Source organism: Pseudomonas sp. PLMAX, assembly GCF_046042685.1.
GTDB classification, from domain to species: Bacteria; Pseudomonadota; Gammaproteobacteria; order Pseudomonadales; family Pseudomonadaceae; genus Aquipseudomonas; species Aquipseudomonas putida_AE.
The window spans coordinates 2,874,070-2,892,978 of the sequence record NZ_CP064949.1 but is presented as its reverse complement, the minus strand read 5'-3'; the positions used below and the strand labels follow the sequence as shown (position 1 = coordinate 2,892,978).

Annotated in this window: 16 protein-coding genes and 1 pseudogene; 6 read left to right on the top strand and 11 right to left on the bottom strand. The window is 57.6% G+C overall.

Annotated elements, in window-relative coordinates:
- The first annotated feature begins 19 nt into the window (after positions 1–19).
- Together DKB71_RS13450 and DKB71_RS13445 are read left to right on the top strand one after the other, a co-directional pair.
- The gene (locus DKB71_RS13450; protein WP_408600688.1) at positions 20–1,201 is read left to right on the top strand and encodes an HlyD family secretion protein; all 1,182 of its coding nucleotides are present in this window, start codon (positions 20–22) and stop codon (positions 1,199–1,201) included.
- Positions 1,194–2,720 (top strand): DHA2 family efflux MFS transporter permease subunit, encoded by a 1,527-nt coding sequence (locus DKB71_RS13445; protein ID WP_408600687.1) that lies wholly within the window; start codon positions 1,194–1,196, stop codon positions 2,718–2,720. The genes DKB71_RS13450 and DKB71_RS13445 overlap by 8 nt, the downstream gene beginning before the upstream one ends.
- Here DKB71_RS13445 and DKB71_RS13440 read toward each other — a convergent pair.
- The gene (locus tag DKB71_RS13440) at positions 2,708–3,433 is read right to left on the bottom strand and encodes a methyl-accepting chemotaxis protein (RefSeq protein ID WP_408601096.1); all 726 of its coding nucleotides are present in this window, start codon (positions 3,431–3,433) and stop codon (positions 2,708–2,710) included. The genes DKB71_RS13445 and DKB71_RS13440 overlap by 13 nt on opposite strands.
- 138 nt (positions 3,434–3,571) lie before the next feature.
- A pseudogene (locus tag DKB71_RS13435) lies at positions 3,572–3,769 on the bottom strand (HAMP domain-containing protein); the annotation flags it as partial.
- Positions 3,770–4,358: 589 nt separating this feature from the next.
- Between DKB71_RS13435 and DKB71_RS13430 the strand changes: the two are divergent.
- Positions 4,359–4,664, top strand: a complete 306-nt coding sequence (locus DKB71_RS13430) for a hypothetical protein (RefSeq protein ID WP_408600686.1) — start codon at positions 4,359–4,361, stop codon at positions 4,662–4,664.
- Positions 4,665–4,846: 182 nt separating this feature from the next.
- Here the strand turns inward: DKB71_RS13430 and DKB71_RS13425 are convergent, their stop codons facing one another.
- Entirely contained in the window at positions 4,847–5,164 is a 318-nt protein-coding gene (locus DKB71_RS13425; protein ID WP_406590902.1) for an EthD family reductase, read from the bottom strand.
- A gap of 384 nt (positions 5,165–5,548) precedes the next feature.
- Here DKB71_RS13425 and DKB71_RS13420 point away from each other — a divergent pair, with 384 nt between their 5' ends.
- The 3 genes from DKB71_RS13420 to DKB71_RS13410 all read left to right on the top strand — a co-directional run bounded on the left by DKB71_RS13420 (position 5,549) and on the right by DKB71_RS13410 (position 9,356).
- Positions 5,549–6,463 (top strand): helix-turn-helix domain-containing protein, encoded by a 915-nt coding sequence (locus DKB71_RS13420; RefSeq protein WP_406590901.1) that lies wholly within the window; start codon positions 5,549–5,551, stop codon positions 6,461–6,463.
- A 141-nt stretch (positions 6,464–6,604) separates the two neighbouring features.
- Positions 6,605–8,251, top strand: coding sequence for a flavin-containing monooxygenase (locus DKB71_RS13415; RefSeq protein ID WP_408600685.1), 1,647 nt, complete (start codon positions 6,605–6,607; stop codon positions 8,249–8,251).
- Between the two features lie 55 nt (positions 8,252–8,306).
- A complete protein-coding gene (locus DKB71_RS13410) occupies positions 8,307–9,356 on the top strand; it encodes an alpha/beta fold hydrolase (RefSeq protein WP_406590899.1) in 1,050 nt (349 codons plus the stop codon).
- 416 nt (positions 9,357–9,772) lie between these two features.
- Here DKB71_RS13410 and DKB71_RS13405 read toward each other — a convergent pair whose 3' ends face one another.
- From DKB71_RS13405 to DKB71_RS13370, 8 genes are all read right to left on the bottom strand, one after another.
- A complete protein-coding gene (locus DKB71_RS13405) occupies positions 9,773–10,666 on the bottom strand; it encodes a phytanoyl-CoA dioxygenase family protein (RefSeq protein WP_408600684.1) in 894 nt (297 codons plus the stop codon).
- 171 nt (positions 10,667–10,837) lie between these two features.
- Positions 10,838–12,142: an alginate export family protein gene (locus DKB71_RS13400; RefSeq protein WP_406590897.1), complete on the bottom strand. Its 1,305-nt coding sequence runs from the start codon at positions 12,140–12,142 to the stop codon at positions 10,838–10,840.
- Between the two features lie 148 nt (positions 12,143–12,290).
- On the bottom strand, positions 12,291–13,319 hold the full coding sequence (locus DKB71_RS13395; protein WP_406590896.1) for an AraC family transcriptional regulator: 1,029 nt from the start codon (positions 13,317–13,319) through the stop codon (positions 12,291–12,293).
- Positions 13,320–13,425: 106 nt separating this feature from the next.
- Positions 13,426–14,160: a TetR/AcrR family transcriptional regulator gene (locus DKB71_RS13390; protein WP_408600683.1), complete on the bottom strand. Its 735-nt coding sequence runs from the start codon at positions 14,158–14,160 to the stop codon at positions 13,426–13,428.
- A gap of 133 nt (positions 14,161–14,293) precedes the next feature.
- Positions 14,294–15,796, bottom strand: a complete 1,503-nt coding sequence (locus tag DKB71_RS13385; protein ID WP_408600682.1) for a cytosine permease — start codon at positions 15,794–15,796, stop codon at positions 14,294–14,296.
- Between the two features lie 156 nt (positions 15,797–15,952).
- A complete protein-coding gene (locus DKB71_RS13380) occupies positions 15,953–17,428 on the bottom strand; it encodes a cytosine permease (RefSeq protein ID WP_408600681.1) in 1,476 nt (491 codons plus the stop codon).
- A 12-nt stretch (positions 17,429–17,440) separates the two neighbouring features.
- Positions 17,441–17,830, bottom strand: coding sequence for a hypothetical protein (locus DKB71_RS13375; RefSeq protein ID WP_408600680.1), 390 nt, complete (start codon positions 17,828–17,830; stop codon positions 17,441–17,443).
- A gap of 50 nt (positions 17,831–17,880) precedes the next feature.
- Complete coding sequence (locus DKB71_RS13370) at positions 17,881–18,759, bottom strand: NAD(P)-dependent oxidoreductase (protein ID WP_408600679.1); 879 nt, start codon at positions 18,757–18,759, stop codon at positions 17,881–17,883.
- Positions 18,760–18,909 lie beyond the last annotated feature (150 nt).

The window sequence follows — 18,909 nt, the reverse complement described above, 5'->3', positions numbered from 1 at the left end:
GTTGCGCGCGAGGTGAAACATGGCTGAGCCGACATTGCAGCGCCCTGCCGTGCACGCCGAAGCCCGACCGCTCGAGCCCGTGGAAAAAACCCGGATGCAGGCGCCCGAGGCTTCCGCCCTTGATGGCGATGCTCAAGAACCGCTTGGCACGGCGCGCCAACGCTGGCGCATCGGCCTGTTTTTGCTGGCGCCGATCAGTGTCGTGGCCTGCGCCGCCTGGTATGTGTTGGGTGGCCAGGTCGTGAGTACCGACAACGCTTACATCCAGGCCGAGCGGGTGGGGGTTTCCACCGATGTCGCCGGGATCGTCGCGGCCATTGAAGTCAGTGACAACCAGACCGTGAGCAAAGGCCAGGTGTTGTTCCGCCTCAAACCCGAGCCCTTCGAAATCACCGTGGCCAGCGCCAGGGCGCAGCTGGAAAAAGCGCGCAACCAGATCCTCTACCTCAAGGCCAGCTACAACCAATCGCTGGCCGAGATCGCCCAGGCTGAAGCCAGATTGCCGTTTTACCAGACCAATCTGCAACGGCTGGAAAAGCTGGTCAGCGTTGCCGCCGTCTCCAGGACTATCTACGACGACGCCCACCAGGACCTCGACAATACCCGTCAGCAAGTGTCGGTCGCCAAGGCCCAGGCCGCCGCCGCGCTGGCCCAACTGGGTGGACGCCTCGACAGACCTCTTCAGCAGCATCCTTCCTATTTGCAAGCGCTGGCGGCACTGAATGAAGCCGAACGCAACCTGCGAAATTCAGTGGTTATCGCGCCGTTCGACGGCGTCGTCACCAACGTTGACTCGCTGCAAGTGGGCGCGTATCTGCAACCACCCCAATCGGGCTTCAGCCTGGTCTCCAGCGAGCAACTGTGGGTCGCGGCGTCGCCGAAAGAAACCGAGCTGACCAACGCCCGGATCGGCCAGGGCGTCACCATCGAGGTAGACACTTATCCGGGTGTCACCTGGCATGGCACCGTGGAAAGCATCAGCCCGGCGTCCAGTTCGAGCTTCTCCCTGCTGCCGGCCCAGAACACCACGGGCAACTGGGTGAAGGTCGTGCAGCGCATTCCGGTACGCATCCATATCGACGATGCTGTCGGCAAACCGGCGCTGCGCCATGGCATGAGCGCCGTGGTAGATATCGACACCGGCACCGCACGAGGCCTGCCCAAGCCACTGGCAAACCTGCTCGCACGCCATCATGAATGAAGTGTCCGGACCGCTACCGCCCTCGCCGCTGCGGGTACTGATCACACTGTGCGTGGTGCTGGCGGTGGTCATGCAGGCGCTGGACACCACCATCGCCAACGTCGCCCTGCCCTATATGCAGGGCAGCGTATCGGCCAGCGCCGATCAGATTAACTGGGTGCTGACCTCGTACATCGTCGCCACTGCCATCATGACGCCGCCCTCGGCATTTCTTGCCCGGCGCTTCGGTCGCAAGCGCGTGTTGCTGTGGTCGATCTTCGGCTTTGTATTGGCCTCGGTGCTCTGTGGCATCGCCCGCTCCCTGGAAGAAATCATCCTGTTCCGCCTGCTGCAAGGGGTGGCCGGGGCGGCATTGGTGCCATTATCGCAAGGCATCCTGCTGGATATTTACCCGCAGAAAGACCGAGGGTCGGCAGTCGCCCTGTTCGGGGTATCGGTCATGGTCGGTCCGGTATTGGGTCCGATGCTCGGCGGCTGGCTGACGGAACACCTCAGCTGGCGCTGGGTGTTCTTCATCAACCTGCCTATCGGGTTGCTGGCCTTCATCGGCATGACCCGCTTCATCCGGGAAACCCCGGCCGACAAGACCGCACGCCTGGACTGGCTGGGCTTTGGCTCGCTCAGCGTGGCGATCATGTCGATTCAACTGTTCCTCGACCGCGGCGAACAACTGGGCTGGTTCGACTCCGGGGAAATCATCCTGGAAGCGCTGGTGGCCGCCGTCGCTTCGTACATCTTCATTGTCCACACCTTCACCCACGACAAGCCCTTTATAAGCCTGAAGCTGTTCAAGGATCGCAACTACTCGGTGGCGGTGGTGTTTATCTTCATCATAGGCATCACCTACCTGGCCTCGCTGGCACTGATGACACCCTACCTGCAAACCCTGATGGGCTACCCGGTGCTGACCGCTGGCATGGTCATGGGGCCACGCGGCCTGGGGACGATGCTCAGCATGTTCCTTGCGGGGAGGATCATCGGCAAGGTCGATATCCGCTGGATACTGTTTTGCGGCCTGGTTTTGTCCGCCTGGTCGATGAACATGATGACCGGCTGGACGCCCGCCGTGTCCATCGACACCATCGTCTACGTCGGCTTTATCCAGGGCGCGAGCCTGGGCCTGTTGTTCGTCCCGCTGACCACCATCGCCTTTACCACCCTGCCCCCGCATTTGCGAGGCGAAGCCACCGGCCTGTACAACCTGTCACGCAACGTCGGTTCGAGCGTTGGCATCTCGATCGTTACGGTGCTGCTGGCGCAAAACACCCAGATCAACCATGCCGAAATCGGTGCATACGTGACGCCTTTCAACCGCCTGTTCGATGCCTGGCCTGTCAACCATCAGCTCAATCCATTGACCGCCAGCGGGCGTGCGGCACTGGATGGCTTGATCACTGTGCAAGCCAGCTGGGTGGCTTACCTGGATGACTTCAAGCTGCTGATGTGGTTATCCATTGGCGTCATACCGCTGCTGCTGATATTCAGGACGGCGAAGTCTCAGGCGAATCAGGCCTCGTAACGAAAGCGTCCCACCGCCACATTCAGCTCATCGGACAGTTCGCGCAAAGACACCACGGCTCCGGATACCTGATGGGTGATCGCATCACCCTCGCCGGCCATGCGTGCGATGTGCTCGACGTTGGCCACGATGCCCCGCCCACCCTCGCTCTGCACGCTCACCGCATCGGCAATCCGGTCCACCCCGCGCGTAGAGTCACCCACCAGTTCCGTTGCCTGTTGCAGGGTGCTTTCCAACTCACTCAGCAGCCGGCCACTGTCTTCCAGTGCCACAGTGCCCGCGCTCAATGCCTGGTCGACGATCCCGGACTGGTTCTCCAGCTTCAACGTCAACTGGTTGATCGAGTTGGCTGCCAGCGCAGAGCGTTGTGCCAGGTTACGCACTTCGTCCGCTACCACGCTGAAGCCCCGCCCGCTCTCTCCGGCACGCGCCGCCTCGATGGCTGCATTGAGCGCCAGCATGCCGGTCTGCGCGGAGAGGTCCTTGACCTGACCAATGCTGGCGGTGATCGCTGTCGTGCTTTCGACAAAATCGCCCACCGAGCCGCGGATGGCGGAGAAGGCATGGCGCACGCTGTCGATTTTCTCGAGCAATCGCGACAAGGCCAAGTGTCCATCCTGCGCACCGCGCAAACTGGCTTCGGCGCAGCTGCGCAGGCTTTGAGCATGACTGGAGATTGCCGCAATGCCGTCGCTCATCTGCTCGATGGTCATCGACACCGCGCCCACCGCACCGGCCTGCGCGGTGGAGCTTTGCGCCACACGCGCCGAGGCGCCCACCAGTTCCTCTGCCGAGGCACCGACCGATGCCGCGACACCGGCAACCTGGCGCATGGCCTGCTGGAAGCTATCAATGAGTTCGTTGAATGCCTGCGCCGTGTGGGCAACCTCGTCTCGCCCCATGACCCGCACACGTCGGGTCAGGTCGCCATCGCGCAACTCGATCGACGCCTGCTCGATTTCCCGGATGGGCCGGATGATCTGGGCACGCAACAAAAGACTGACAATGACGGCCAGCACGCTGGCGCCGAGTAATACCGCGACCAGCATCCGGGACACCTGGCGTTGCATGGCGCCGGCTTTGGCAAAGGCGCCGGAGGTCAGCTGCGCCTGCAACCCCAGCAGGCGGTTGAATTGACCTTGCAAACCATTGTTGTCGGCACGCACCCTTCCCAGCAGCGAAGCCGCCTGTATCTGATCGCTCAAGGCCGTGCGCTTTAAATCGGCAAGGCCTTCGCCGACCACGGCGGCCTGCTCCTGCACGGCGCTGTAGAGTTCTTTCTCCTCCTCACCCAGACGCGTCTCGCGGGCCACCTTGTCCAGCCCCACTCGCATGTCGTCGACACTGGCCTGCATGTCTTCCAGATAGGACTCCAGCTCCTCGGCAGAAGCCTGGCCATTGGATTCAAGGATGCGCACCCCTATGGCATAAGCCCCGACCATCGCCGCCTGCGAGGCAGCCGCGGTTTCCAGTACCTGGCGATACTGCTGGAAACGCAATTGGTCGATTTCCTCGATCACCGCTTGTTGCCTGGCGAGCCCGTGATAGGCCAGACCCGAGACGATCATGAGCGCGAGCACAAATATTGCGGGCAGCACGAGGAGCTTGGCGCCGATGGAGAGGCCTTTGAGAAATGACATGGCGGTTACCGTTTTTGTTTTTATGGGGCGTGCGCGAGCAGGCTGTTCATCCAACAACATTCTTTATACAGTATTTGATTCTAATATCGGAATGACTATCGAATACAATCGGCTAAAATCGGTAACTCGGCGACAACCCCAAGTGAAGATGGCAATGTCCAGCGCGATCCCAGTCAGCTTTGAACCGGAAAAACCGGGCATACACACCAACGCCACCATCGATTGCAGAATCATCTGGAAGGTGAGGTATGGCTGTAGCTGGATAACGGTCAATGCCGCCTCGTCATGGCGGGCGGCAGCGTAATTCAGAACGGCACACGTCACGCCTAGCGAAAAAAAGCGACTGGATTGCCCGGGCACTGTTTGTGATGATCGGTGTGGCGCTTCCAGAGAAACCAGCCAGGTAGCTTGTATTGATCAACTCTCTGGATCATGGCTGGCTACGGGTCGCGGTGACCTGGGAAAAACCTGACCCGGTTTCCTGGATCAGTTGACCTCTACAACCTCGCTGAACTGTATCACCGGCGCGATATCAGTATAATTTACGATGTCCTGGTATATCTTTTCTGCGTGCGGCGCGAAGCATTGTTGAAAGGTTTCAAATGATTCGCAGAAAAGGTGGCACATACCAATATAGATTGGCTCGGAGCCTGGCAGCCCTCCTGAAACGCCCTTGTCTATCGTGTACTTTCTCAAACCCTCCCCCATGAGCGACTTCACCAGTGGCAGGTGTATATCGCGATAGTAGTCATGGTCAAAACGGGCATTTTCCTGGTACGGGTACAGCACACTGACTTTTATCATCGAGTCCCACTCCATAAGTTAGAACAGCTTTTCACTCAATGGTCTTGATCCTGTTAGCCCAACGCTTCTAGGGTGACCATTGTCGTCCACTAAGTGTGCGAGTAGCTGGCTTCTGATTAACAGGTGCGCAAGGGACAAGGTGGTGACCAACAGGCAACCCGGAACCGCCCATCCAAAGTGCTGATCAAGACCAAGACCCGGGCATTAGGTTTCAGCCTGTATAACCGTAGAGCGGGCAATGAGACCCCGACTGTTTGATTGACCGAATCGCACCTGTTTACCGTTGGGAGGTGATGCCATATTCAGCCCTTCAAATTTCTGATCGTTGTGCAGCTTTACTCCAAGAGCTCGGCAGCCCGGAAAATTGAGCAGGAGGGTTTCGACATGACGACGTTGATCACGCCATATCAGGTGCCCGAGTGGGTTCAGGGCACGATGCTGGGCAGCAGCGACGCTCAGGGGTGGCATGGGGTCATCCAGCGGTCCTATCAACTGGAGGCCTGGGAGGTGGCGGCACCGGCGATCGATCATTACGCCATCATGCTGCAACGCTCGAACACACCCGCAGCCCTGCAGCGTCGATGTGCTGGAGAATGGCAGCGAAACACCTTCTCCCCGGGCGATATCTCGCTCTTGTCGATCGCTCAGCCTGCCCATTGGCGATGGCAGGAAAGCCTGGACGTGTCCCATATTTACTTGAGCCGGGAACTGTTGTTGAACGTCTCGCGGGAGGTGACGGGGCGTAACGTCAGTGAAGTCCGATTACACGATTTGTTGGCGATCCGTGATCCTGTCCTCACCTCGATTGCCTTGGCAATAACGACCGAGGCGCAAAATCCGGCAGCAGGGGGGGCCATGTATGCCGAGGCCCTCGCGACTCAGATGTCCGTGCACTTGCTCAGGCACTATTCAAGCCTTGAGTACCAGGCGGACCGTTCCTCGCTCAAGCTTGACGGTGCGCGAATGCGTAAACTTCACGCCTACATCGAGGCACATCTGGAGAGTCCCCTTTCCATCGCGAACCTTGCCGACCAGGTCAACATGGGCGTATGGGCATTTTCGCGTGCGTTCAAGGAGGCCACAGGCTGCCCTCCTCACTTGTACGTTTTAAACGAACGAGTCAAGCGAGCGCAGGCACTGCTGGGCAGCGTAGCCTTGCCATTAAAGGAAATCGCCCTGCAATGCGGTTTCTCGGACCAGGCCCACATGTCACGACTGCTCAAGGCCAAACTCGGTGTCACACCCGGACAGTTGCAACGAAGCGCTTTAAAGCCTGTGGCTGCAGATCGAATCACCTGAATATTCAAAAAACCCCACCCTTCGCTTCAATACCTCACCTCTGGCCCTTTGTAGGCTTCGATCAACCGGTCATCAGTCACTTTCCCTGAGCCGGTTGTCATCGACATTTCGCCGATTATAAAAACAATAGCTGGAGGATGTATGGATACCACCAATGCGCATAGCGCTTCTTCTGTGGCCGCTCAAGACGTACAAATTTATGACACCGTGATCATCGGTGCCGGGATTGGTGGCCTGTACCAACTGTACAAACTGCGCGAAGCCGGGCTCAAGGTCATTGCCATCGATGCGGGCACCAGTGTGGGCGGCACCTGGTACTGGAATCGCTACCCCGGCGCTCGAGTCGACTCTCCGAGCCATGTCTACCAGTACTGGTTCTCGGAAGAACTCAACAATGCCTGGAACTGGAGCGAGCGTTTTCCCGCGCAGCCTGAAACCGAGCGCTACCTGAACTTCGTCGCTGACCGCTATGACTTGCGCAAGGACATTCAGCTCAGTACTCGTGTACTGTCCTGCGTGTTTGACGAAAGCAAAAGTCGTTGGCAGGTACGCACCGATCGCGGAGCGATCATCGACGCCAAGTACGTCATCTCTTGCGCCGGAACCTTATCGACCCCCCTCAAGGATCTGTTCGAAGGCGAAAAGTCTTTCACAGGCGAGGTCTATCACACCTCTCGCTGGCCAAAGACCGCCGTGGACTTGAAAGGCAAGCGCGTGGGCGTAGTCGGAACAGGCGCCACCGGCATCCAGGTGGTCCAGACCATCGCGCCGCAAGTGGCTGCACTGAAAGTCTTTCAGCGCACGGCGCCGTACACGATCCCAATGAAAAATCAGACCTACAGCGACGCGGACCGCGCGCAACTCAAGGCGCGCTTTCATGAGATCAAGGCGCTGGCTCGCAACAGCTTCGTCGGCTTCGATTTCGACTTCACCTACGGCAGTTACCACGAAGCCTCTGCCCAGGACCGGCTCAAGGTGCTGGAAATGCTCTGGGACGATGGCTCGCTCGCACTGTGGGCAGGCTCCTATGGCGAAATCTTCACCGATGACGCGGTCAATAAAGAGGTCTCTGAATTTGTCCGGCGGAAAATGAGCGACCGCATCAAGGACCCGGAACTCATCAAGAAACTGGTGCCCACCGATTATGGTTTCGGCACACGCCGGGTGCCTCTGGACACCCGCTATCTGGAAGCTTTCCTGCTTCCTCACGTGGAAATCATCGACATCAAATCCGCACCGATCGAGCGGATTGTGCCAACGGGCGTTCAAACCACCGATGGCAAGATCCACGAACTGGACGTCTTGATTCTTGCCACCGGATTCGACGCGTCCACCGGTGCCCTGACCCAGATCGATATTCGTGGCCGCAACAACCAATCGCTGCGCGAGGAGTGGTCGCGCGACATCAAGACCACACTCGGACTCATGGTTCACAAGTTCCCTAACCTGTTCATGACGGCCGCTCCGCTGTCTCCAGGCGCTGCGCTGTGCAATGCCCCAACTTGCCTGCAGCATCAGGTGGAGTGGATCACCGACTGCATTCTCTTCCTGGAAGAAAAGCAGCGTCATTCCATCGAGCCCACAAAAGTCCAGCAAGACCAATGGGTCGAACACCACGACGAACTGGCAGCAAGCTCCCTGCTCTCCAGGACACGCTCCTGGTATACGGGGGGCAATGTCGCCGGTAAACCAAAACGCCTGCTGGCCTATGCCGGTGGCGTCAACGTCTACCGCGAGCGTTGCGAGGCAGTCGCGGCACAAGCCTATGCGGATTTCCAGATCAAATAAAAAGTTGCCGGCCTGAGCGCCGGCTGCTCACCCACTGGTCATAAAGGGTAGCCCAATGAGCCTGCATCCTTATTACAACGCTGAAAACCACGGCCCTTATGAAATCATCAGCATCGGTGATCTGCACCTGGCCTGTGGCAAGACGCTGCACAATTGTGAGCTGGCGGTGGCGATACACGGCCAGCTGAACGATAAAAAAGACAACGCCATACTGATTCCCACCTGGTACTCCGGCACCAGCAAAATCATCCAGGATGTCTTCATCGGAGCCGGTAGGACCATCGACCCCGACAAGTACTTCGTGATCGTCGTCAATCAGATCGGCAACGGCCTTTCCAGCTCGCCTCACAACACTCTTGGGGCTTACGCAAAAGCCGGTTTCCCGACAATCTCAATTGCCGACGATGTCACCGCTCAACACCGATTGGTGACAGAACACCTGGGGCTGACATCGTTGGCCCTGGTGATGGGTGGCTCGATGGGCGCGCAACAGACCTACGAATGGGCTGCGCGCTACCCTTCGATGGTTGAACGCATGGCGGCCATCGCCGGTACAGCACGCACCTCGGACATCAACAAAATCATGGCCGACGCAATCATTCACGGGCTGCGCACCGATCCGTCGTTCAACAATGGCAACTATGTTGACGCGCAGGCTGTGAGCGCGGGGCTGGCCCAACACGCAAGGCTGATGACACTGTATGGCTTGAGCGCGGATTTCTTTGAACGGCAACACTACAAGCCACTGGGCTTCGACACTGTCGAGGCACTTTTTGAAGGGTTCATGAAACCCTACTTTTCAGCCATGGACCCGAATAACCTGATCACCATGCTCGAGAAATGGCGGGCTGCTGATGTCAGCCTCCTTGAAGGCGGAGATTTGAGGGCTGCACTGGGACGCATAACCGCCAAAGCGTTAATCATGCCGATCAGCCAAGACATGTTTTTTCCGCCATCTACGTGCCTTGCCGAGGCCAAAATGATTCAGGGCGCGGCGTTTCATGCGTCAAGCAGCCCCAGCGGCCACCTTGGCCTTTTCGGCATCGATGGCGACTGGGTGCGGGAGGTGGATAACCAGCTCGCAGAATTGCTCGGGCGAAAGTAAGCCTGCCGGTGTTCAACCTCACGCAAGCTTCAATTGGCCACCGCGTCGCCACAAATGGCCGAGCATCACCTACTCAATGCTGTACAAACCCCTAAAATTGCCGGACTCGCTCAATCGCGAGGCGGGACAGACTTTGCGCCTTACCAACGCTCCACTGGTTTGTTCAGCTCACCTGGCTTTGCCCCTCGGTTCAGGTGTATTTCAGGCGCCTTCGGGCGCCTTTTTTTATTGCTAATCAAAAATGAGGAAACGTCAATTACTGTAGGAGCCGGCTTGCTGGCGATAGCGGTGTGTCAGCCGACAACTATGTCGACTGCACGTTCGCGATCGCCAGCAAGCCGGCTCCTACAGGTCGACGCATTCATTTCAGAATAAACGCGTTATTGTTCACGTCCTTCGCGAGCTAGCTCGCTCCTTCATTCCACTACCAACCCAAGTAACTTGAGCACATCTTCAGACTCCAGGAACGTATGGGGACTGAGCATCTTGCCACCCCGCTCCACCCAACCCATGAAGTTCTCGCCCGCATCCCAGCCGAGCAATCGTTGCACTTCGCTCGGAAGCCCCTTGAGCGTCTCGAAGGGGATGGACAGATATTGGTTTTCTTCCTGACGCACACATCCCAGGTCGATCCCCATGGTCAGGCCCGTACGGGGCGTGTCGCTGGTGTTGGTGCCGCCGCCATGGTAGGTCGAGCCAATGAACAACAGGGCCGAGCCTGCGGCCATTTCGGCGTTCACCGTTTCTTCAGGTTGCGGGCAACGTTCGTCGTCCCATTTGTGGCTGCCCGGGATGACCTTGGTAGCACCTGTAGCCTCGGTGAACTCTGTGATCGCCAGCATGATCTGCAAACGGGCTTCGCGACCATAGTTCGGATGACGCCAGAGAAAACTGGTGTCGTCCCGATGCAAAGGTTGCTTGCCCTGGCCAGGATGAATCTGGATGGCTTGAGTCATGCCGATCTGAATTTGCGGAGTGACCGTCGTGCGCTCCTGGCCGAACCACACATCCACAGGCTTTTGCAGGATTTTGCGTGCAGCCCCAAAATACAAGGGGTGCATTACGACATCGACCATGCGCGAGCATCGGGCAAACAAGCGACTGGCACGACGAGTCGATGTGCCGACGAAAAAGTTTTCATGACCAAAACTCGAGGTATCGAGTGCTGCATCAATCTGCGCTTTGAGCTCCACCAGTACATCGCTAGCCATGAAGTCAGCAATAATCACGCCGCCATCGCGCTCGATGATCTCAACGACCTGCTCCACGGATGCAGTACCGGGCAGAGTCACAAGGGAAGCATTAGTCATGTTTGGAGCCCTCTGGAAATGTAGGGTGCGCTGATGGTTTTCTCAAAAAAACCATCAGCAGGAATGAAATCGACTGTAGGGACGCGCGAACGCGATTCACAGGTTCGCAACTGACAGAAAAGGGAGGAATGACGGCCATTTGAAGAAGCGGCCGCAGGCCTCCTCCAGTGGTCAGAAGCTCCAGGTGACGAGGGTTTCAAAAAGGCTGGAGCGGTCGTTGTCACCGTAGATCTGCTTGGCCGCGTCCCCCGGCAAGGCCACGCCGTACAAGGCACTGAGCGTCAAGGCTGGCGTAATGGTCCAGTTCACATACAGGTCGACTTCGTTGGCGAAGTCGCGACTGGTAACTCCCTCGGGGGCCTTCTCCAGGCGGAACCGGTAGCCCATCAACCCTACAGCGACATCCTGACGTGGTTGCACGGCCAGCTTCAGCAAGTCGATGTCGACGTTGCTGTTGAACAACATGTATTCACCGACGATCTCCCCCTGGTACCAGGTCCCGTATTCCCCGCCGTAGCCATAGGTCATCGGGTCGTAGTCGTTGGAATACTGCGTGCGGCGATACGTCAGGGTCGGTGACCACGCCACGTCCGTAAAGGCATAGCTGGCTTGTGCGTACCAGCCATTGGCGGACTTGTTGGCTTCGCCACCCTTCTCCCAGACATACTCGCCTGCCAGGCTGACTTGCGGCAGTGCCGTGAACGGCGTGCCCTTGGCGCGCAGGTCATAGACATCAACCCCGTCACGCGCCGTGTTGTCGGCGTCCATGGTGTGGTAGTAAGTCGCCCCCAGGGTACCGAGTGTGTCGCGCCATTCGAGATTACCGCCACGCAGGCGCAGGTTTTCCTTGTAATCGGCGTAGTCGAGATCTTGAGTTGCGGTCAGGTCGAACAGGTCCGCATGAATTTTTCCCGTGTTCAACTGGGCGATCAGTGTATTGGTGAACGCGGTACGCGGACCAATCCAGGCGGCCGCATCCTTACCCTGGTCAGCATGACCGTCGCCGATCAGGAAGCCGTTATCGATCATGAAGTTCTGGCGGCCGCCGCTCAGGGTAATCGCATCCTGACCGAGCGAAGGGAACAGATCCGCGCTTTTCCAGCCGAGGTACGCGGTTTCCATCCCGATGGATTCCGGGTTGTCATGGGTAAAACCACCGGCATCGCTACCACCGCGGGTCATCGCGCCGACAGCCGAGGCACCACCGAACACCGTACCGTAGGCAGTCTGTGGACCCGTGACCTTCACCCCTGGCAAGACAAACCCTTCAAAGCGGCTGGAACTGCGGTCCACCTCAAGCCCGATACTGCTGGTACGGCCACCAAATGCCTGGTTCTTGTGGTAGAGGTATGCAGCCCCTACCGTCATAGAGGGTTCGACCAACACATCGCCGATCTGAAAGCTGTCGAATGCAAAACTGGACCCTGCGTACAGTGTTCCGATACCTGCCGCCAAACTGCGAATCGACACTTTCATCACTGCCCTTTCCTTTCAATCAATACGTTAAGCCAATAATGGCGACTTGCGATTGATTGTCTGGTTTAAGCGGGCGTGGCTAAAGGCGCAAACGGGTCAAAAAAGGGGATCGTAAGCGACACTTCAACGTCGCAGCGATCGCACTTTTTCAGTGTCTGACCTGCGAGCGATACTGCGAAGGTGTGCACCCGCTCCAACGTTGAAATGCCCTTCGGAAGGCGGCGGCCTCGCTGAAGCCCAATTGCTCAGCAATGCGTGCGATAGGCACTTGCTGTAGCAGCAGTTCCTGCGCGCGCTGGTAGCGTACCTCGCCGAGCAACTCATGAAAGCTGGTGCCCGCGGCTCGCAAATGACGCTGAAGGGTTTTGCTTGAACAGGCCATGTTCAAGGCAATGCTGTTGAGGGTGGGAACAGAATCAAACCGGGTACAGATGGCCGATTTCACATGGGCGAGAAAATCCCGCGGACTTTCCAGCTGGGACTTGAGCTGGGAACAGTGTTGCTTCATCTGGGCATGGGAAACCGAATGCGCACAAGGCAGCGGCTGGTCGAGCCAACGAGCATCAAAAGACAGACAGTGAGGGCGCGACGAATCAAACGACACCGGGCATTCAAAATAACGTTTATAGGTGTGCGCATCCGCCAATTCAGGAAAGCCGATATTGATGTTCAACATCGGCAAGGGCTGGTAAAGCAAGTCGGCCATGAGACTTTGCAATGCCGTCAGGCAGAACTCGATCGCCAACCCACGTAATTGATCCTCAACGTCAAACGTGTCGCTGACGGTCAAGGTCGCTACGCCTTGTTCTTCGTTCAGACTCAGCTCGAAGCCTGTGCCCAGCGGCAACGGATAATCGAAAAGCAGGCGCAGCGCTGAGCGAAGGTCGCAACTGGAAAGCAGGGTGAAGCCGAAAATACCGTATGCGGCCAATCGGCAACGATTGCCCAGTTCCAGGCCCAGATGGGCATTGCCGGTCATGGCAAGCGCATTGCGCAGAATGGCGTATTCCTGAAAAGGTGCGATCAGTCGCAGGCCAGCCTGAAGCTCCTCGGCATCAAGGTCGGTTCCCTGCAACAGCCGTTCCGTCGGGTGACCCGCTTCTATCATCAGCGAATCGACCAGTGCGATGAAGTGCAGCGTAGCCAGTCGATCGATGTCATCTAAAGATCCTCCCATGATTCCCGCTCCACATGCTGATTCAGCGGGGAGCATAAACCTTGGTCGGAAATCAGAAACAGGTGCCAAACGACCAAAAATCGGGGCACGACGGCCTCGTCACAACTTAATGGCCGAGGCGAATCATGTTTACCCACATCGTACGCATCGTCTCCAGCGTTTCGTCCCAATGGCGCTGATCGGCGGCGATCTGTTTGTTGTAGAACATCAGCCCTTCGATTTGCGAAGCGATCAGCGTCGCGTAGACATCAGCCTTGCTGGAGGTCAACTGCGGATTCACGTCCCTGATCAGGTTCGCCAGGATGCGGCAGAACTCACCGTAGATAAGCTTGAGATGCTCATTGACGGCTTTGTCATGTTCAGCCAACGCCCACGTCTGGAAGGAGAACGATGCAATCCAGGGGTCCAGCGTTGCCGCCATGTCTTCATCGATGACCTTCACGAAGCGCTGCTCGGGCGTGAGCGAGGTCTCATTGGCAATGTCGCGGAAGCGAGTGACGAAGACCTCGATTTTTGCCCGAATCATGGACAGAAGAAGGTTTTCGGTAGTCCCGCAATAATGCTGGAGGTTACTGAGGCTGATGCCCAACTCACTGGCAACCCGCCGGGCGGAAAACTGAGCGTAGCCGTCGCGTACGAAAAGCATGGCGGCTGCTTCAATGATGTCCTCGATCCGCTGAACGCGTTTCTTTTCCCGGGGGCTGGCGGTCCTGTCGAACAGCGACTCGGCCCGTGTGCTTTCACTCGACATCGCGTAATGCTCCAAAAGCGCATGTTCCATTTTTACAGAATGCCTGCTGCCAACGCCGGGATCTGATCTCATGGGCATCGGCCATTCCATGGCGATCTGCAGACTGATAGGAATTGTAGGGAGGTCGCTTGATATAGGTCAAGCGACCGAGTTTTATGAATCGTATGACCTTGTTTCAGTCAAAGTCAGTCCAGAACCATAAGGGCCGCCCCGTCTATTTCTATCAAAGGCCGACAGTGACCTTCTTGAGTGCCAGTTGGCGGACATTGCGGTAGCCACCCTTGTAGCTGGAGGCAATCACCAGGCGCATGGCCAGGTAATAGGCCAGGACACACACGGCAAGCGTCGGCATCGTTGCCCCAACGTACCGGAAGCTGGGGCCTACCGCCAACGTCAACGGATCAAACAACATCAGGTACACAGTTGCCCCCAGGGCGATGGTCGCCATGGCAACCCAATTGACACCGCCCCAGAACCAGTAAGCACCTTCTTCGCTCTTCACGAACAGGTGTGTCGGCAACAACACCTGGCGACGCAGCAAGAGAAAATCCGTCAGCAGCACGGCGGCAATGCCCGCGAAAATGGCGCTGTTATAAGCCAGCCAGTTCATCACATGCGCAATCAACCATTGCGTATTGAAGGCAACCACCAACCCCGGCAACAACAGCACCAGGATGATCATGTCCCAGCGCATCCTGGCAAAGAACCGTACTTGTTGAACCGAGACCCCGGCAAAGTAGAAGAAGCTGATCAGCGTGCCCAGGTTGGCCAGCAGGAGTACGGATACGATCACCGTGCCAACGCCATTGCCAGCGGTCTTGATCACCCATTCTGCCGGCTCGGTTGAACCGGTCGCCACCGCCGCCAGCGCACCTACGGCAGAGGTGAAACCTGCACCAATGAGTCCTGCCCCCAAGAGCGAAGGCGTGATGAGATGCTTGCGCTTATGAATCAGCCGAGCGATTCCGCCAAAAAACGGGACACTGGTCAACGCATTGGATGCCCCGAACTCGACGCCGTAGGCCAGTTGCAGCAAGGGGTCGGTGGTGTAGGCTGACTTCGCATCAACATTGGTATGCAGCAGGGTCGTTAAACTGGTATCACGCGTAATCAGGTAGAGCAGAATGCAAGCGATTATCAGAATGGCCGGTGAGGTATACCGCGTCAGCAGGGCAATCATCGCCGGGCCCTTTCTCAGCAGCGTCCAGACCAGGGCAAGCATGAGCACCGATACAGTGGCGACAAAGCCGTTATCGATTTCGGCGCCAGGGTTGAACAGGAGCTGCTGCAGGCGACCGGCGGCTTGTCCGGTCATGGCGATGAGCACGAATGACCAACCCAGGGTAGTAATGAGGATCAGCGCCAGCAGCAAAGAAGAACCACGGGTGCCCATCGAGCTTTTGGCCGCATCGACCGGATCGACGCCGTGGCGAAAACAGATCATTCCTGAAGCCAGATACACGGGCGCGAGCCCCACTATCAGCCCGATCAGATAACCGGCAATACCGATAGACGTATTTCCGATGTAGGCAATGGAAGCCCCGAACAGATAATTGAAACTGGCCGCACCGATGGCAACACATGCCGCCAGCAATGAGCCAAAGCCATTGTACAGCCGGTTTGAACCCTGCACCGGCAGGCGCCCTGCCAAGGCTTCGCGCGATATTGCGCCGCTCACATCCGCACCCGAATCACTCATGGAATTCCCCTGATCTACCGTCGACAAGACAGGCTCGAATTATGAGCCGGCAGCGATAGCCCAACAGGTGCGACGCGGACAAATTACCGGTGAACGACGCACCGATCAAAGGGTAAAATCAAGGCTGCTGCAAAAAATGCAAAGGCCCCGGCATTGCGCCAGGGCCTGGTTCGCGGGTCTGTCTTACAGCCCGACACTGACCTTCTTCAAGGCCAACTGTACAACATTTCGATAACCGCCTTTGTCACTCCATGCAATCACCAGGCGCATGGCCGCATAGTACGTCACGATACACAGCGCAAAGGAAGGCATGGCCGCACCGATGTAGCGAAACGAGCCGCCAACCGCCAGTGTCATCGGGTTGAACAGTGACAGGTAGGAACACACACCCAACACAATGACGCCCATCGCAACCCAGTTCACCCCTCCCCAGAACCAGTAAGCGCTGTCACTGGTTTTGACAAACAAGTGGCCGGGCAGGACTTTCTGTTGGCGCAGCAGCAGATAGTCGGTGAGCAGTATCGCGGCGATGCCGACAAACATCGCGCCGTTGTAGGCCAGCCAGTTCATCACATGGGCAATCAACCAATCTGTTTCAAAGGCGACGACTATGCCAGGCAGTAACAGAATGGCGATGATCATGTCCCAGCGCATCTTAGCGAAAAACCTGATCTGCTGAACCGACACACCGGCCAGGTAAAAGAAGCTCACCAAGGTCCCGAGATTGGCCAGCAAGAGTATCGTCACGATCAACGTACCCAGGCCATTTCCAGCGGTCTTGACTACCCACTCCGCTGGCTCGGTAGATCCCGTAGCCACGGCTGCCAGGGCCCCCACAGCGGTGGTAAAACCCGCACCAATCAAACCAGCGCCCAGCAGGCATGGCGTGACCAGGTGTTTGCGTTTGTGGATCAACCGCGCCATGCCGCCAAAAAACGGCACGATGGTCAGTGCATTGGAAGCACCAAATTCAACGCCGTAGGCCAACTGCAATAACGGGTCGGTGGTATAGGCCAGTTTCGGGTCGACATTGGTATGCAACAGCGCGGAGAAACTGACGTCACGGGTGACGAGATACAACACCACTGCCGCAATGATCAGAATCGCCGGTGAAGTGAAACGCGTGAGCATCGCAATCATGGCGGGGCCTTTTCTGAGCAGCACCCAGATCAGCACCAGCATGAAAATCGAAACAACGGCCACGAAGGTGTTGTCGATACCACCGCCCGGATTGAACAGCACCTGTTGCAGCCGCCCTGCTGCCTGCCCCGTCATGGCGACCAGCACGAACGACCAGCCCAGGGTAGTCACCAGGATCATCAACAACAGCAATGCGGAACCCCGAGTACCCAACGCACTTTTCGCGGCGTCCACAGGGTCGACACCATGCCGATAACTCAGCATCCCGGAGGCCAGGTACATGGGCGCCAGGGTCATCATCAGGCCGATAACATAGCCAGCAATGCCGATGCTCGTGTTACCGATGTAGGCGATCGAAGCACCAAACAAATAGTTGAAACTGGCCGCCCCGATTGCAATGGCCGCCCCCAGCAATGTGCCGAAGCCATTGTACAACCGCGCGGAACCTGGCACCGGCAAGCGCCCTGCCAGTGTTTCCCGAGAGATAAGCCCGCTTACGTCTTCACCTGAATTGCTCATGGCAAACCTCTATCAGATGTAAAAGCCCACGAGGGCCCAAAGGACAATACCGGCAACAAACCAGCATGCCGCTGTCAGGATGATCGAACCGGTCGGCAGACTGGTTTCGTCATTGAGGTTCTCGGGGGAATTCAAGGCGATCAAGCTCTTGACCAGGTCGAGGTCAAGATCGCCGATCGTGTCGTCGACCAGAAAAGAATGTTCGCCTGAGAGATGAAGGCTGGATGCATCACGCATGAGCTGCTCCTGAAAAACGGTAGAGGGCAGAATGTCTAGAAAGATCGTTTTTATTGTGTGCCAGCATCCTTGCGGGCCTTGACCATGACCGGCCAGTTCCGCGCCATCCGTTGACGCCTTGATTATGGGCTTGCCAACCTTGGCAAACAGGTGCGCAGGGGACATTTTGAGGGTCGTCGCGCCCGCCCCGCCAACCTGCTGCCGAACGGTATCGATCAGCCTTTGCGGCGGAACACTTCGAAGGCTGCTGGCAGCTCATCCGCTTCAAAGCCACGCGCAGCCGTCTGGTCGACGTACTCGGAAAACAACTGCAGCAAACTGTGCTCAACGCCTGAATTTCTGGCCCGCTTCAGCAACGACTGCACACCCAGCGAATGAACATGAATTGAAGCCTCCTTACCGGAGTAATCATGCTGATCGATGGCCTCGATGGTGCGCTTCCAGGTGCTTTCTATCACCGGTTTAAATGCATTCAAAGCTGTCTTGAAGTCCTTGATATCGACCTGCTCGGCCTCCAGCATCGCCGCACTTTGCATCAAGGCGAAGGTATTGCCGTAGTACATCGTCAGCAAGCTGCCATCCAGCAGATTGGCTGAGGAAGGCTTGCTGCCGACATAGGTCATGCGGCCACCCAGCAGCTTCATTTGTGCCTCGCAGCTGTCCCACGCCGCACGATCACCGGACACCAATAGCAGGCATTCCGGACCACCGACCTTGGTCGGATAATCCATGATCGCACCGTCCAGGTAATTCACCCCGACTTCTGCCGCCCACAGGGCGCCGAGTTCGGCCTCCCTGCCATCGCCGGTGGTCAATTGCACGATCGTCTTGCCCTTGAGCAGAGGCGTGATCTCATCCCGGTGAAACAGCGCATTGCTCGTGGCGTAGTCAGCCAGGCAGACGATGATGAGGTCGCAGGCACTCACTGCGGCAATAAAGTCCGCCGCGACCTTCGCGCCCAATGCAACCAATGGATCAGCCTTGGCTGCGGATCGATTCCAGACCGTCACTTGCAAACCGGCATCAATAAATGGCGGGACCAGTGCCGCGCCCATTTGGCCAAGACCGATAAACGTTGCTTTTGAATGCTTCATGCCAATTCCTTCTTGCTGATGAACAGTCAACCGCGTCGGCCGCGGTGCCCAAGAACTCTAGGCAGCTGACGCTTGGCGAAAAAGGTGCGTTATGGCCAACAAAGCATCCTCGACAGGACAGTCGCTTGCCAGGTGTTGCGCAAGGTCCTG